Raw genomic sequence first — 16239 nt, forward strand, 5'->3', positions numbered from 1 at the left:
GGCGTTCAGGTCGCGAAGAACGCCGCTCCGCGGCATCCGAAGCGGCGTTCTCCGCGACCCGGGCACCCGTTCACGCATCGGTCGCGAGCCAGCCCCGCAGCGTCGCCGCCTCGGCGGCGAGCAGCGCGGGATCGTCTTCTGGCACGAACTCCAGCAGCGCGTCGCGCGGCGGATGCGGAGCGGATGCCGCCGCGGCGAGCGCACGGCGCCACAGCGCGGCCCGCTCATGCAGACGCAGCCGCTCGCCGCGCGGCCACCACGAGAACACGTGCACCGCGCTGACGTGCGCGGCGATCGCGTCGTACTCGGCGAGGGCGACGTCGTCCGCGGCGCCCACTGTCGGCTGCCAATACGCCGACAGGGCGGGCGAGCCGACCTCGTCGAGCAGCCGCAGCGTGCTGGGCGGTGTGTCGGCCAGCGTGCCGCCGTGGTATTCGAGAGCGAGCCCGATCCCCCGCGCGGATGCCGCGGCGCAGGCGTCCCGGAGCCGCGCGGCCGTGTCCGCCCAGTCCGCGTCCGACGCCTCGGTGGAGCCGACCGTCCCCGCCCACACCCGCACCCGGTCCGCGCCGAGCGCCTCGGCACTGTCGAGCACGGGGGTGATGTCCTCCCCCGTGCTCGCCCGGAAGTACGAGCCGTACGAGCACACCGCGAGTCCGGCATCCGTCGTCGCCGCGGCGACCACCGCGGCGCGCTCGGGGTCACCGGGCGGCACGTGCAGGTCGCCGCCCCACTCGATCACCTCGAGTCCCGCCTCGGCGGCCACTGCGACGACCTCCTCGGCCGCGAGTTGCCGGAACGTCACCGAGCACAGTCCGGGCCGGATCTTGGTCATGATTTCATCCTGTCTCAAGTCGCGTTCAGGAAGGGGCGTTTCGTCTCGGTCGCAGGCTCCCTCGCTCAACGACCGAGAGTCGAGCGCCCGCGGGCGTCCTCCCTCAACGGACCGGGAGGTGGGCGACCGGGGTCAGCGATCGAGGTGCGGGGTGATCGTCTCGGCGAAGGATGCCGCGGTGCGGGCCACCACGGTCGCCGGATCGTCGGACCAGATGTCGGCGTTGAAGATCTCCACCTCGATGTCGCGGTCGTAGCCGGTCGCGATCACGGCACGCGTCAGCGACCCGAAGTCGATGACGCCGTCGCCCATGTAGTGCCGCGACAGCAGCACGTCGGCCGGGAACGGCGTCTTCCAGTCGCACACCTGGTAGGTGGCGATGCGCCCTTCGCGACCGGCGCGCTCGATCTGCTCGAACACCTGCGGGTCCCACCAGATGTGGAAGGTGTCCACGGCGGCACCCACGACGGCCGCGTCGAAGTCGGCGGCGATGTCCAGTGCCTGGCCGAGCGTCGACACGACGGCGCGGTCCGAGGCGTACATCGGGTGCAGCGGCTCGATCGCCAGCGTCACCCCGGCCGCTTTCGCGTCGTCGGCGAGCGCGCCGATGGCGTCGCGCACGCGCTCGCGGGCGCCGATGAGGTCGCGGGACCCGTCCGGCAGACCACCCGCCACCAGGACGAGCACCGCGGTCGACCCCTCCGCGCCGGCGGCCGCCAGGGTGGCGGTCTCCTCGATCGCGCGGCGGTTGTCGTCCAGCGCGGCGGTGCGCTCCGGACCCTCCGGAAGGGTGAAGAAGCCGCCCCGGCAGTGCGTGCTGAAGCGCAGACCGGAGTCGGCGAGCATCTTCGCGGCGGTGTCGAGCCCCACCTCGTTGACCGGCTCGCGCCACAGGCCGATGGCCTGCACCCCGGCATCCTTCGTCACGCGCAGGGCGGTGGCGAGGTCGGCGTACTTGATGGTGGCCTGATTGATGGACAGGCGGGGGTCGGCGGTCATGCGTCCACTCCGTTCAGGCGCAGCGTCCCGTGCCAGCGCTCGCGTGCCAGGTCGGGGTTCTCGAGGGCGAGCGACGCGTTCGCGAGCTCGACGATGCGGCTCAGGTGCGGCAGGCTGCGCGCGGAGTGCAGACCGCCCACCATCTGGAACGCGGCCTGATGGCCGTTCAGCCACGCGAGGAACGCGACGCCGGTCTTGTAGTAGAACGTGGGCGCGGCGAACACCTGACGGCTGAGCTCCTCGGTGGGTCCAAGGATCCGCTCGTAGGCGGCGGGGTCCCCGGCGTCGAGCGCCTGGATCGCGGCCGAGGCGACCGGGGTGATGGCGGCGAATGCACCGAGGAGAGCGTCGGAGTAGGTGCGTTTTGCGGGCGTTCCGTCTCGCTCGCCTTCGGCGGGCTCACTCAACGACCGGGGACCGATCAGCGAGACGTAGTTGAAGTCGTCGCCGGTGAACATCCGCACCCCCTCGGGGAGGCGCTCCCGCACCGAGATCTCGCTCTCGGCGTTCAACAGACTCATCTTCACGCCGGCGACCTTCGACGGGTCCTCCGCGATGATCTCCAGCAGTACCTCGGATGCCGTCTGCCAGTCCGACGCGCCGAAGTAGCCCTCCAGCTCGGGGTCGAACGCCGTGCCGAGCCAGTGCAGCACGACGGGCGCCGAGGCCGACGACAGTACCGCGCGGTACACCCGGCGGTAGTCGTCTGCGCTCGTCGCCACGCGTGCGAGATGACGGGATGCCATCAGCACCGGCCCCGCACCCTGCTCCTCGGTGAAGTGCAGCTGCTCCTTGTAGGCGTCGATCACCCGGTCGAGCGTGATGTGCGTCTCGTCGACGTGGTCGGTGTTGACCCCGACCACGACCGAGCCGCCCTCCTCACGGGCGACCTCGGCGCTGCGGGCGATGAGCTCGCGGGTGGCGGCGGCGTCCAGACCCATGTTGCGCTGCGCGGTATCCATGGCGTCCGCGACGCCGAGGCCCCAGGAGTACACGTTGCGGCGGAACGCCAGCGTGGCGTCCCAGTCCACGTCGGCGGGCCGGCCGGGGGTGTTGTCGGCGTGCGCCTTCGGCACGACGTGCGCCGCCGCGTACGCGACGCGGCTGGCGAGCGGGGAGGACGGGCGGGTGTAGCCGCCGGAGTCGTTCAGTGCGGCGTCCGACGTCGTCCCGTCGGCGGCGAGCAGGCGAATGGTGCTCATCGGTTCAGCCCAGGCTCAGCGAGTCGAGCACGATCTTGCGGCCCTCGGCGCTGGACGCGAGTGCCGCCTCGGCGAGCTGCACGCCGCGCGCGCCGGCGACCAGATCGAACGGATAGTCGGTGCCGAGCACGTAGGACTCCAGGAACTCCTCCCACTGCTGGCGGAAGCCGTTCTGGAACACGTCGTTGGTGGGCACCTCGGCCCAGTCGGCGTCGTAGTCGTGGCTGTCGGCCAGGTCGGGGTTCCACACCGGCTTCGGGGTGACGTTGCGGTGCTGGATCTTGGCACCGAACAGACCCACCACGGCGGAGCCGTGCGTGCCGTCGACCTGGAACTCGACCAGCTCGTCACGGTTGACGCGCACCGTCCAGGAGGAGTTGATCTCGGCGATCACGCCGCCCTCGAGCTCGAAGATGCCGTAGGCGGCGTCCTCGGCGGTGGCGGTGTACTTCTCGCCCTTCTCGTCCCAGCGCTCCGGGATGTGCGTCGCCGCCTGCGCGTACACGCTCTTGACCTCGCCGAACAGGTTCTCCAGCACATAGTTCCAGTGCGGGAACATGTCGGAGATGATGCCGCCGCCGTCCTCGGTGCGGTAGTTCCAGCTGGGGCGCTGCGCGGGCTGCCAGTCGCCCTCGAACACCCAGTAGCCGAACTCGCCGCGCACGGACAGCACACGCCCGAAGAATCCGGAGTCGACGAGCCGCTTCAGCTTCTGCAGACCTGGCAGGTAGAGCTTGTCATGCACGACGCCGGTCTTGACGCCGGCCTCCTTGGCGAGGCGGGCGAGCTCCATCGCCTCCTCGACCGACTCAGCGGTGGGCTTCTCGGTGTAGATCGCCTTGCCGGCGGCGATCGCCTTGCGGATCGCGGCAGCACGCGCCTTGGTGACGAGGAAGTCGGCGTAGATCTCCCACTGCGGGTCGGCCAGCGCCGCGTCGAGGTCGGTGGTGTAGTCCTGGATGCCGTGCTGCGCGGCGATCTCCGCCAGCTTGGCCTCGCTGCGGCCGACCAGCAGCGGTCGGACGGTGACCTTCGAGCCGTCGGGCAGCTCGATGCCGCCCTGGTCGCGGATGGCCAGGATCGAGCGCACCAGATGCTGCCGGTAGCCCATGCGTCCGGAGACGCCGTTCATGATGATGCCGATCTCACGGGTCGTCGCCTGTGACATGGTGGTCCGTTCTGTCGTCGTGTTCGGGAAAGCGCGGATGACGCCACGCGAGCGGGTAAGCGCTTTCCGATAGGGTGCCACGAGACGCCGCGCACCGCAAGCGCGAACCCGCGAGATGTTCAAGTCTGTTCACCTGTGCACATTCGTGCGACCGCGGCTGAAACCATGGCAGGCGTCCGCCTCCCCCCGGCGGAGTGTGCGATTCGAGGAGGAGTCACGTGCACGTGAAACGATCGAGGACGCTCTGCGCAGCCGCAGCCGCGGTCCTCTTCCTGACCGGCGTCCCCGCCACGGCGGCGGTCGCCGCCGACGGCCTGGCCGGCGGCATCCACTACGCGAGCGATCTGGACTGGGTCTCTGCCACGAACGGCTGGGGACCGGTGGAGCGCGATTACAACAACGGCTCTCGCGCCGTCCCCGACACGGCGCGGACCATCCAGTCCATCCGCGGCGTGCAGTACCCGAAGGGTCTCGGCACCCACGCCCCTGCCCGGATCGTGTACGACGTGGCACAGCAGTGCACCCAGCTGATCGGCTACGTCGGCATCGACGACAGCCAGAACGGACGCGGCAGGGTCGACTTCGTGGTGAAGGCGGACGGCGCCGAGAAGTTCCGCATGGAGCAGACCGGCACCAGCCCGGTCGGCCGGTTGAACCTCGACATCCGCGGCACCTCGACCATCGAGCTGATCGTCGAGGCGGGCCCCGAGGGCAATGGCAACGACCACGCCGACTGGGCCGACCTGAAGTTCAACTGCACCGACGGGTTCATCGCCCAACCGCTCACGCTCACCCCGGAGGACGCCGACCTGTCGCTGCTCGCCCCAGGCATGCCCGTGACGATCGCGGTGACCGGCGCCAACCCGAAGACCCCGGTGACCGTCGCGTTCGAGGGCACCTCCGTCGTCGCCAACGCCGACGACTCCGGCCGCGCGGTCGCCACCTTCGTGGTCCCCGCCGACACGCAGCCGGGCAGCTACGAGATCACCGCCTCCGCCGAGGCACTGTTCGGCGCGACCGCCGAGGGCAGGATCGCCGCGAACGTCGTCGCGGTGTCCGACCGCATCCACCACGTCGACTGCTCGGCCGAGGGCGTGGGCGACGGCTCGGCCGCCGACCCCTACACCTCGCTCGCGCAGCTCGACGGCATCCTGTTCCAGCCGGGCGAGAAGGTGCTGTTCAAGCGGGGCGCCGAGTGCATCGGCACGTTCGCACCGAAGGGTTCCGGGCTCGACACGGCGCCGATCGTGGTGTCGCCGTACGGCGACGGCGAAGAGCCGGCGACCATCAACGGCAACGGCGCGCTGGCCGCCATCCACCTGCTCAACGTGAGCAACTGGACCGTCGACGGCATGCACGTGATCAACCCCGGCACCCCGGACCGCCGCCGCGTCGGCATCCTCTACGAGATCAACGACGGCTCCATCCGCCGCGGCGCGGTGCTGACGAACAACCACGTCGAGCGCGTCGCCGGCTGGTCCGACAAGACCACGCTCGGCAACAGCTTCTCCCGCTCCGCCGGCATCTCGGTGCTCGGCGACGGCATCGGCGCGTTCCACGGCATCACCGTCACCGGCAACGAGGTCAACGACACCGCTGCTGGCGGCATCAAGCTCTCCGCTCCCGACACGACGCAGCGCTACAACACCAAGGTCTACGTCGCCCGCAACGACATCCACGACGTGGGCGGCGACGGTATCGTGATCCACAACTCCGACAAGCCGGTCATCGAGTACAACTCGGCGATCGACCTCGGACACGGCGAGTACCCGTTCATCAACGGCAACTTCGCCGGCATGTGGCCGTACAACTCGGTGGATCCGCTCTTCCAGTACAACGTCGTCGGCAACAGTGTGAAGTCGATCTACGACTCCACGGCGTGGGACTGCGACATGAAGATCAAGGGCAGCTGCACGTTCCAGTACAACTACTCGTACGGCAATGCCGGCGGCTTCTACCTGGACTGCATCTCGGGCTGCGGCACGGCGTCCACGACCGCGCACGCGGTGCTTCGGTACAACGTCTCGCAGGACGACTGCCGGCTCGCCGGCTCCAGCGGCGGGCCCGGCCTGCACCGCATCTACAACAACACGTTCTCATGTCTGAACCGGCCCTTCGAGGACGACATGAACGCGCCGCGTGAGGTCAAGAACAACATCTTCATCGCGCCGGGCGGTGTGCTCCGCTCCGACAAGGGTGTGTACGCGAACAACGCGTACTTCGGTGGCATCCAGCCTCCCGCGACCGAGACCGGCGCGGTCGTCGGCGACCCCGAGCTGGTCGCGGCAGGCAGCGGGCAGCTGACCCGCGAACTGCCCGGCTACCGCCTCGCGGTCGGCTCGCCGCTGCTGGGCGCGGGCACCTCGATCGCGGATGCCGGTGAGCGCGACTTCTTCGGCAACCCGATCCCCGCGACGCCGAACATCGGCGCCTACCAGGGCGAGGGCGTCGAGGAGACCGCACTGCCGCTGCGGGCGCTGGTGAACCAGACGGCGGTCGCGTCGACCGCGAACCCGCGCAACGGCGCGATCACCACCGACTACCGGGTGTACTCCGCCGAGGCGCTCGCCGACGCCGGCCTGGCCGTCGGTGAGAAGGTGACCGCGTTCGACACCCAGATCGACTGGCACCCGACCGCGGTCGGCACCCCGGATGCCGTGAAGGCGGCCGGTCAACGGCTGTCGCTGCACGGCGAGGGGAACGCGCTCGTCGTGGCCGGGTTCTCCGTCGGCACCGCGGGCGCCCGGACGGCGACCGTGCACTTCCAGGACGGCACGAGCGAGGAGGTCGAGATCGACCTGCCGCTGTGGTCGGAGACGGCGGCGACGGGCGACGACACCGTGGTGCTCGGCACCGCCGCGTCGTACCTGAAGCGCGACCGCCCGTACCTGGGCGGCACCGTCTCGACGGTGGAGGCGCCGGCCTCGGTGTTCGCCCAGCGCATCCCGCTGTCGGGCAAGCCGGTGGACAGCGTCACCCTGCCTGACGGCAGCCCGCTGACCGGTGACGGGCTCAGCCTGTTCGCGGTCGAGCTCACCGGCAGCGCCGTGCCGACCGGCATCGAGGTCCTGGGCGAGTGCCGCGGGCCGAACGGCTGGCTGCACGTCGAGGTCGGCAACGAGCACGACGCCGACGTCGACCTGGCCATCACGTCGCCCCTCGGCGAGGAGGTCGTCGAGGATCTGAAGCCGGGCAAGGACACCCGCGCGTCGTTCAAGATCGACGACGGGTTCGACGCAGGGGAGGTCACGGTGGTGGCGACGGATGCCGACGGCGCCCGCACCACCGGCGTCGCCCCGTTCCAGGCGGTCGACTGCGACTGATCCGCTCCGGCGGGTTCGCGAGGGGGTGGCGCGTATGCGCCACCCCCTCGGCGTCCGACCGGGAGTACCTCGGCGCGGGCGGCGCGCGCGGGGGAGGTAGCGTGGACCACGTGATCGCCGAAGAGCGCCGTGAGCGGATCCTGCGCGAGATCGTCCTCCGCGGCCGCATGGAGGTCGCCGATTTCGCGGCCAGAACGGGCCTGAGCGGCATGACGATCCGCCGCGATCTCGCCGTGCTCGCCGAGCGCGGGTTGGTCCGTCGGGTGCACGGCGGTGCCGTGCTGCCCGACACCGCCGACGCGCCGGCGGTCGGCGCGCGCGGCATCGGCTCTGCGCACCGCCCGCTCGCGACGATCGGGCTGATCGTGCCGGACGCCGCCTACTACTTCCCGCCGCTGATCCGCGGCGCCGGCGATGCGGCCCGCGCCGCCGGGGCCCGTCTGGTGCTGGGCACCACCAACTACGAACCGGCCGAGGAGTCGCGCCAGCTCACCCGGCTGGCGGCGACCGGGGCGGATGCCGTGATGCTGGTCACCGCCCGCCCCGACGTCGACGAGTCGGCCAACTGGGAGACCATCGCCGGCATCGGTATCCCGGTGGTGCTCGTGGAGCGCTCGGCGGACCGCGCCCCGACCAGCCTGCGGGTGGATGCCGTGCGCTCGGACCACTCGTTCGGCGCCGAGCTGGCCGTCGACCATCTCGCCGAGCGCGGCCACCGGGGCGTCGGCCTGCTGTGCCGGGAGACGGCCACATCGCCGTGGATCGTGCAGGGGCATGCGGCCGCCACCCGGCGGCGCGGGATGATCGAGGCGCCCGCCCGCACGGTGCCCTCCCCACGGTGGGGCTCGGGATCGGCGTCGGATCTGCGCGAGTTCGTCGACGCCTGCCTCGCCGCCCACGTGCACGCCGCGATCGTGCTGCCCGACGACCTCGCCATCGGGCTGCTCGGCGCGGTCGAGGAGCGCGGCCTCCGGGTTCCGGAGGACTTCGCGATCGTCGCCTACGACGACGAGATCGCGTCACTCGCGAGCGTACCGCTCACCGCGGTCGACCCGCCGCGCGCCGCGGTGGGGCGCCGCGCAGTGGAGACCTGCTTCATGCGGCTCGAGCAGCGCGACGAATCACCCGCCCACCGGATCACGCTGACGCCGACGCTGCACATCCGGGCGTCGACGTAGTCGCGACCACGGCCGCAACGGCATCCGTCCGTCTCAGTCGCCGGACAGGCGCACGGTCGACTCCCTCGGGTGCAGCGTCGGCACCACCTGCACCCGCTCCACCGGCCGCTTCGCCCCCTCGACCAGGCGGGCGAGCATGATCTCGACCGCGCGACGCCCGACGTGCTGCTTGGGCGGGCGCAGCGCGGTGATCGGCGGTTCGCCGTTCTCGGCGACCTCGTCGTCGTACGCGATGATCGCCAGGTCCTCTGGCAGCCGCCACCCGCGGTCGAGCGCGTTCTGCTGCACCAGCAGCGCCTGCGGGTCGGAGTGGATGAGCATGGCCGTGGTTCCGGTCTCCCGCACCTGCTCGAGCAGGCCGGTCACGAACTCCGCGCGCTCCGGCCCCTCCATGTAGTCCAGCGACGCGTTCACGTCGATCGTGGCCACCAGGCCGAGCTCGTCGACCGCCTGCGACCAGCCGCGGCGCAGCTGCCACGAGGTCGGCGACTGCGACGAGGTCAGGATGCCGACCCGCTGATGTCCCAGCGCGGCGAGGTGGTCGGCGGCGAGCGAGCCGCCGAAGACGTGGTCGGTGGTGACCCACTCCAGGCTGGTCAGCGCGAGCGACGCGGGGGCACGCCGCTCGACCATCACCACCGGCACCGGGAGCGACTCGAGCCAGGTGAGCAGGGCGTGCCCGTCGGCGCCCAGGTTCTCCGGCGCCACGATCAGCCCGTGCACGCTGCCCGATTCGACCAGCGACGTGATCTGCCGCCGCTGGTCCGCGGGCTCGTAGCTGGAGCCGCGCAGCACCAGCTGCACCCCCACGTCGGTTGCGGTCGCACGCGCGCCGATCACCACCTGCGGCCAGTAGTAGCTCAGCGACGGCACCACCATCCCCACCCGGTAGCGGGGACCGGCGGATGCCGCCCGCGGCGCCACTGTGGTGTCCAGCCGGCTGCGCAGCGTGGCACCGCCGTGCACCCGCGTGACGAGGCCGCGATCGGCGAGCTCGCCGATGTCGCGGCGGATGGTGAGCTCCGAGACGCCGAGCTCACGCGCGAGGTCCGTCACCCGCACGGCGCCGGCACGGCGCAGCTCGTCCATGATCCGCTCGCGCCGGGCGATCCCGAACGTCGGGCGTGCGTCGCCCTCGGTCATAGCGCGCTCCCTCGCAGTTCCCAGCGGTCGCCGGATGCCGGGCCGAACAGCATCCGCGACACCCGCTCGCCCCACGACCGGCGCAGGTACGGGTCGTCGACGTCGCGCGTCTCGATCTCGACGGATGCCGGGTCATGGGTCAGCAGCAGGCTCCGCGACCCTTCACGCCCTGGCACGAGCAGCACGCCGTCGTGGGGTTCGGGCACGCCGGCGCAGACCACGACGATGCGGGTAGTGGGATGCCGTAGCGCGGGGCTCTCGTCGGCGACGATCACGCTCCCGCCGGTGAGCCTGACGGTGCGGGTCCAGGGTGCGTCGAGCCGCGGATAGGCGTGCGCGAGGTCGATCTTCCAGCCGTCGGGGAGTTCGGCGACAGCTGCCCGCCAGTCGGCGCCGGCGTGCTGGACGACGCCGTTCGGCATCGGTGTGCTGTGCCAGTCGCTGCGCACGTACCAGAGTTCGTAGCGCCGGTCGGAGAACGTCTGGGCGGTGTAGGTCGCGCGGCCGAGGTCGGCCAGCAGCGGGATGCCGTCGACCGCGACCTGGAACGACCCGAGGTCGTTGTGGTTGTGGTTCTCGTCGTTGGTGCCGCCCTTGGCCAGGACGGTCAGTCCCCGCGTGCTGCCCGCCGTCTCGCGACGGATTCCGAGGGAGAGCGACGGCAACCAGACCCGGGCGGGAAGGATCCGGTCGGGCCCTTCGATCCCCACACCCCAGGTGGGGTCGAGGAGCTCGGGGATCATCCGGCCCAGGCCGGCCGCGACACCGGCATCCAGCCCGCCCAGCGCGCTGCGGCGCGAGACGCGGGCGAACGCGGCCGCGTCGTCGGCGCCGCACAGCTGTGCCGCGCGGAACAGCGAGTGCCACGGCAGGTCGGGCTCCTCGGCGGCGCTGGCGTCGGAGAAGCTCGCGAACCAGCCGGGGCCGAACTGCATCCGTTGGGGGAACCGCACCAGCTCGCCCAGCCCTGACAGCTCGCCGCCGCGCACGGCGTCCCGGATCGCGCCGTCGGTGAGCGCGTCCAGCAGGCCGAGCGCGTCGAACGCGCGCGCGGCCCCCTGCCACCAGTACCCGAAGCCCTCGTCGATACCGCCGTCCGCCGGCAGCTGCGCCAGGTACCGGTCCAGCCCGTCCACGCACAACGCGATGACCTCGTCACGGAGGTCGCGCTCGGCGAACACGACGGCGGCGGGCAGCAGGTTGCCGTGGATCCACGGCGCCCAGTTGTGCACGTGCGACTCGGTGCCCTCCCACGTCCAGTCGCGGCGCCGTACGAACGGCAGCAGCACGCGCTCTCTCGCCTCGGCGCCCAGCCGCTCGACCAGCCCGGGAGAGAACTCCCGCAGCGCACCACCGATCACCTGCACCGACCAGGCGGCGAGCGCGACGTCTTCCCCCGCGCCCAGATCGACGAACGGCCGGTCCGCATCGGGCACCATCAGCCCGCGACCGAAGGCGTCGTCGTGCGCGGGCCAGCACCAGGTGCTCTGCTCGCACTTCAGCCAGAGCCCGTCCGCCGCCTCGGCCAGCCGCGCGGGAGACGGGTCGAGCGCCGCAGCGAGCGCGGCGAGGCGGATGCGCCGGTTGCGCGTGAACACCGCCGCCTCGTACGCGGTGCGGTCACCGGAGCGGCCGTAGTCGGCCCACTGCGACAGCAGCGGCTGCGGCCACGGCCGGCCGCGTGCGGCATCCGCCTCGGCGAGGACGAGCGCCCGCTGCTCCTCCCCGACCCTGTTCCACGCCTCCCGATCGGATGCCGTGGGCGCGGGCAACGCCCTGCCGGCGTCACCCGAGCGCAGCCAGAGATCGCGGAGGGCACCACGGCGAACCAGCATCCAGCACCTCCTTGAGCGGCGTGCGACCACCCGGGGATGATCGGTTATGTTCGAGTGTGTTCACTTACTGTCGAAGAGGTTGCACCTGTTCGAACGTTCAGTCTTCACTGTGAGAACAGCACCACGCAAGCGGCAGTTCAGACGCCGCCCACCTCGACGGAGAGAAGCACATGGCGACAGCACGACAGGCGACGAACCGACCGCGCGCCCACGCGGTGATGGCCGATGACGCCTTCGCGCTGCTGTTCGACGAGACCCGCCGCGAGCGCTTCGCCGCCCTGGCCGACGTGCCAGCACCGATGCACATCTCCGACGTCGACGATCCCGCGGTCGCCGACACCCTCGCCGAGACCGAGGTACTCATCACCTCGTGGGGCGCCCCGCACTTCGACGCGGCACGGCTCGCGCGGATGCCGCGCCTGCGCGCGGTCTTCCACGCCGCCGGCAGCGTTCGCGAGCACGTGTCGGACGAGTTCTGGAAGCGCGGCATCATGATCACGTCCGCCGCGGACGCCAACGCGGTGCCCGTGGTCGAGTACACGCTCGCGGCGATCATCTTCGCCGGCAAGCGGGCACTCGTGCACCTGCGCACCGAGTTCGACGACGCCCGCCCCTGGAACGGCTGGGCGGAGCGCTCGATCGGCAACGTCGACCGCACCATCGGCATCGTCGGCTTCTCGCGCATCGGCCGCCGGCTGGTCGAGATGCTGCGCGGCTTCGACGAGATGGACGTGCTGGTCGCCGACCCGTTCGCCTCCCCCGACGCCGTGCGCGCCGCCGGCGCCACGCTCGTGTCCCTGCACGAGATGCTGCCGCGTGTGGACGTGCTCTCGCTGCACGCCCCCGCACTGCCCTCCACCCGCCACATGATCGCCGGCCCGCAGCTGGCGGCGCTCCGCGACGGCGCGACGGTCATCAACACCGCCCGCGGCGCGCTCATCGACCACGACGCGCTGCTCGCGGAGTGCCGCACCGGGCGCCTGGATGCCGTGCTGGACGTCACCGAACCCGAGCCGCTTCCCGCGTCGGCGGAACTGCGTCGACTGCCGAACGTGGCGATCACCCCGCATCTGGCCGGCTCGCTCGGCACCGAGACGCGCCGCCTGACCGACTCCGCGCTGCGCGAGCTCGAGGCGTACATCGCCGGAGAGGCGCTGCACTACCCCGTGGAGCCAGAGGACCTCGGGAGGAGCGCATGACGATCGCCCTGCCGCCCGCCGACCGCGCTCTGTCGCCCTACACCGGGTGGACCCGCGCGCACTGGGTCACCGTGGCCGACACGATCCTCGACGGCGCGGCCCGCCACGCCAGCGCCGCGCAATCACTCATCCGCTACCCGGGTGCTCCCGGTGGCTACGGCGCCGACGTGGACGCGCTCGAGGGCTTCACGCGCACCTTCATGCTCGCCGCGTTCCGGATCGCGGGCGACCCCGCCGGCACCGAGGCCCTGGCAGAACGGTACGCACGCGGCTTCGCCGCCGGCGTCGACCCGGCGCACCCCGAGCGGTGGCTGCGCCCCGACGAGGTCGACCAGGCCAAAGTGGAGGCCGCTGCCCTCGCCCTCGGTCTGCACCTGACCCGCGACACCGTCTGGGCGCGGTTCAGCGACACCACCAAGGCGCAGACGATCGACTACCTCGCCTGCTTCGTCGGCGCGAGCTACCCGCCGAACAACTGGGCCTGGTTCCGCATCATCGTCGAGCAGTTCCTGGAGAGCGTCGGCGGCCCGTTCTCGGAGACCGACCGCGAGCAGGACCTGGCGCTGCTCGACTCGTTCGACCGCGAGGGCGGCTGGATCTCCGACGGCGCCGGACGCTCCTACGACCACTATTCGGGATGGGCGCTGCCGTTCTACCCCGTCTTCTGGGCCGACATGGTGGGCGACGACCCGCGGCACGCTGCGCGCATCGCGCGCTACAGGGCGCGTCTGGACGACTACCTCGACGACGCCCTGCACCTGATCGGCCGCGACGGCGCCCCGCTGTTCCAGGGCCGCAGCCTCACCTATCGCTTCGCCACGGCCGGGGCCGCCTGGGCGGCCGCCTTCCACGGCGGCTCCCGACACGACGCCGGGATGCTGCGACGTGCCGCCAGCGGTCAGGTCGCGCACTTCGTCGAGCACGGAGCGCCGGAGGCCGACGGCATCCTGCCCCTGGGCTGGCACCGCCCCTGGCGGGCGATGGCGCAGAACTACTCCGGAGAGGGCTCGCCGTACTGGGCCGCGAAGGGCATGGTCGGTCTGGCCCTGCCGGCCGACCACCCGGCGTGGACCGCTCAGGAGCAACCGCTCCCGATCGATCGGGGACCGTTCGCACGACCGATGCGGGTGCCGGGCTGGCTGGCGGTGGGCACCGCCGAGGACGGCGTCGTCCGCGTCATCAACCACGGAACCGACCACCGCGCCGAGGGAGACCAGCAGCCCGACGCGCCGCTGTACGCGAAGCTCGGCTACTCCACTGCGACGGCGCCCGTGCTCGCCGGCCCAGGCGTCGCCGATCCGGTCGACGGCACCGTCGCCCTCATCCGCGACGGCCGGCCCAGCCACCGTTCCGGCTTCCTGGCGGGCCCGGCCCGCGAACTCGGCGACGGCACGCTCATCGGCTCGTCGCTCGCCCGCGCGCACTGGCCGCTCGAGCTCGTCGCCGGCGAACCCGACCATGGCGTCGGCACGTACGCCGCCCGCACGGAGTTCGGCCCCCTCGTGGACACCGTGTCGGTGGTTCGCGGGGCGTGGGAAGTGCGGTTCGTGAGAGTGCGCGAAGACGATGACGGGTCTCTGCTGGGGCCCTTCGACAAGCTCAGGGACCCAGCAGAGCTGAGCGACGGGGGCGAGCACGTTCTCCGGGTCGGAGGGTGGGCGCTCACCGCCGAGGACCTCGCCGTGCTCGACGGCGCCTGGGCCGCCGGCATCCGTCTGGCCTCTCGCGTCGTGCCGCTCGCCGGACTCGACGACGCGACCGCAGGCGTCCTCGTCGAGGACGACGTCACCCCGCTCGACGGGCGCACCGGCACCCCGTGGATCGAGGCGCGCGTGCGCCCCGGGCACTGGAACGTCGCCGGCATCCATCTCGGCGCGCCGCACCGCGCCGCGACGCACCCGACCGCGACCGCCCAGGCCGACAACGCGTTCCTGATCACGTGGCCCGACGGCCGCACCACCGCTCTGCACCCCGAGACGGCGAGCGCGCCCGCGCTCGCCACCACCTGACCCACCCACAGAAAGAGGCATTCGCAATGAAGCGTTCGTTCATCGGCGGCGCGGCCCTGGCGGCCACCGCAGCCCTCGTCCTCACCGGCTGCTCCAGCAGTTCGGCCCCCGCCGCGCAGGAGACCGTCGACCCGGACGAAGAGGTCACCCTCACCGTCTCGGTGTGGAACTACGACCAGACGCCCGAGTTCAAGGCGCTGTTCGACGCCTTCCAGGCGGAGCACCCGAACATCACCATCGAGCCGGTCGACATCCTCGCCGACGACTACCCCGAGAAGGTCACCACCATGCTCTCCGGCGGTGACACCACCGACGTCATCACCATGAAGAACGCGATCGACTACGCCCGATACGCCACCCGTGGGCAGCTCCAGGACGTCTCCGATCTCGCCGAGGAGTACGGCGACGAGCTGGCAGGTCTGGAGACGTTCGACACCGAGGGCAAGTACTACGCCCTGCCGTACCGCCAGGACTTCTGGGTGCTGTACTACAACAAGGATCTGTTCGACAAGGCCGGCCTGGACTACCCCGACAACATCAGCTGGGAGGAGTACGCCGACCTGGCCGCGAAGCTCACCGACGACAGCGGCTCCCAGAAGGTGTACGGCACCTACCACCACTACTGGCGCTCGGTGATCCAGGCCGTGTCGGCCGCGCAGACCGACGGCGACCTGCTCTCCGGCGACTACGACTTCATGAAGGACCAGTACGACCTCGCCCTGAAGCTGCAGAAGGACGGCAACGCCCTCGACTACGCCACCGCGAAGACGCAGCAGATCAGCTACCGCACCATGTTCGAGACCGGCCAGACCGCCATGATGCCGATGGGCACCTGGTACATCGCCGGCATCAAGCAGGCCATCGAGGACGGCAAATCAAGCGTGAACTGGGGCGTCGCGCAGATGCCGCAGCTCGAGTCCGGCGACGACGTCACCACCTTCGGCTCACCGACCGCGTTCGCGGTCAACAAGAACGCCAAGAACGCCGCCGCCGCGAAGATGTTCCTCGACTTCGCCGCCGGCGAGGAGGGCGCGAAGGCGATCGCCTCGATCGGCGTCGTCCCCGCCTTCACCTCGGATGCCGTCACCGAGGCGTTCACAGCGCTGCCGACCGACGAGCTGTCGGTTGAGGCCTTCGCGGGCGACAAGAAGGTCGTCATCGAGATGCCGATCAGCGACCACACCGCCGACATCTCCACCATCCTCGACGAGGAGCACGACCTGATCATGGTCGGTGAGAAGTCCGTCGAGGACGGGCTGAAGGAAGCCGGCGACCGTGTGAAGAACGAGGTCCTGCAGTAACACCCGTCCGTCCGTCCCGGTCGTTGAGCGAGCCGCAGGCGAGACGA

General features: G+C 71.3%; 11 protein-coding genes. 5 read left to right on the forward strand and 6 right to left on the reverse strand.

The genetic code is table 11. From position 1 onward, the window contains the following. Positions 1 to 70: 70 nt before the first annotated feature. The 4 genes from RIF65_RS10925 to RIF65_RS10940 form a co-directional block, all read right to left on the reverse strand. Positions 71 to 835 carry a sugar phosphate isomerase/epimerase family protein gene (locus RIF65_RS10925; RefSeq protein ID WP_309065569.1) on the reverse strand — a complete coding sequence of 255 codons (765 nt, stop codon included), beginning with the start codon at positions 833 to 835 and terminating at the stop codon, positions 71 to 73. A 132-nt stretch (positions 836 to 967) separates the two neighbouring features. Further along, positions 968 to 1834 (reverse strand): sugar phosphate isomerase/epimerase family protein, encoded by an 867-nt coding sequence (locus RIF65_RS10930; protein ID WP_309065570.1) that lies wholly within the window; start codon positions 1832 to 1834, stop codon positions 968 to 970. Continuing rightward, complete coding sequence (locus RIF65_RS10935; RefSeq protein WP_309065571.1) at positions 1831 to 3036, reverse strand: dihydrodipicolinate synthase family protein; 1206 nt, start codon at positions 3034 to 3036, stop codon at positions 1831 to 1833. Before RIF65_RS10935 ends, RIF65_RS10930 begins: the two co-directional genes overlap by 4 nt. Positions 3037 to 3040: 4 nt before the next feature. After that, entirely contained in the window at positions 3041 to 4204 is a 1164-nt protein-coding gene (locus RIF65_RS10940) for a Gfo/Idh/MocA family protein (protein WP_309065572.1), read from the reverse strand. A gap of 224 nt (positions 4205 to 4428) precedes the next feature. On the opposite strand from RIF65_RS10940, the gene RIF65_RS10945 reads away from it, so the two are divergent. Both RIF65_RS10945 and RIF65_RS10950 read left to right on the forward strand, forming a co-directional pair. Then, the gene (locus RIF65_RS10945; protein WP_309065573.1) at positions 4429 to 7527 is read left to right on the forward strand and encodes an NPCBM/NEW2 domain-containing protein; all 3099 of its coding nucleotides are present in this window, start codon (positions 4429 to 4431) and stop codon (positions 7525 to 7527) included. Between the two features lie 110 nt (positions 7528 to 7637). Continuing rightward, entirely contained in the window at positions 7638 to 8705 is a 1068-nt protein-coding gene (locus tag RIF65_RS10950) for a LacI family DNA-binding transcriptional regulator (RefSeq protein ID WP_309065574.1), read from the forward strand. Positions 8706 to 8738: 33 nt separating this feature from the next. On the opposite strand, the gene RIF65_RS10955 is transcribed toward RIF65_RS10950, so the two are convergent. Together RIF65_RS10955 and RIF65_RS10960 are read right to left on the reverse strand one after the other, a co-directional pair. Next, positions 8739 to 9848 (reverse strand): substrate-binding domain-containing protein, encoded by a 1110-nt coding sequence (locus RIF65_RS10955; RefSeq protein WP_309065575.1) that lies wholly within the window; start codon positions 9846 to 9848, stop codon positions 8739 to 8741. Continuing rightward, complete coding sequence (locus tag RIF65_RS10960) at positions 9845 to 11683, reverse strand: heparinase II/III family protein (protein WP_309065576.1); 1839 nt, start codon at positions 11681 to 11683, stop codon at positions 9845 to 9847. Before RIF65_RS10960 ends, RIF65_RS10955 begins: the two co-directional genes overlap by 4 nt. A 170-nt stretch (positions 11684 to 11853) precedes the next feature. On the opposite strand from RIF65_RS10960, the gene RIF65_RS10965 reads away from it, so the two are divergent. From RIF65_RS10965 to RIF65_RS10975, 3 genes are read left to right on the forward strand one after another with little or no spacing between them, the layout of a single operon-like run. Beyond that, positions 11854 to 12882: a hydroxyacid dehydrogenase gene (locus tag RIF65_RS10965; RefSeq protein WP_309065577.1), complete on the forward strand. Its 1029-nt coding sequence runs from the start codon at positions 11854 to 11856 to the stop codon at positions 12880 to 12882. Then, complete coding sequence (locus tag RIF65_RS10970; RefSeq protein WP_309065578.1) at positions 12879 to 14891, forward strand: DUF2264 domain-containing protein; 2013 nt, start codon at positions 12879 to 12881, stop codon at positions 14889 to 14891. Before RIF65_RS10965 ends, RIF65_RS10970 begins: the two co-directional genes overlap by 4 nt. A 26-nt stretch (positions 14892 to 14917) precedes the next feature. Continuing rightward, entirely contained in the window at positions 14918 to 16192 is a 1275-nt protein-coding gene (locus RIF65_RS10975; protein WP_309065579.1) for an ABC transporter substrate-binding protein, read from the forward strand. Positions 16193 to 16239 lie beyond the last annotated feature (47 nt).

This window comes from Microbacterium sp. (assembly GCF_031180975.1).
Classification (GTDB): Bacteria; Actinomycetota; Actinomycetes; order Actinomycetales; family Microbacteriaceae; genus Microbacterium.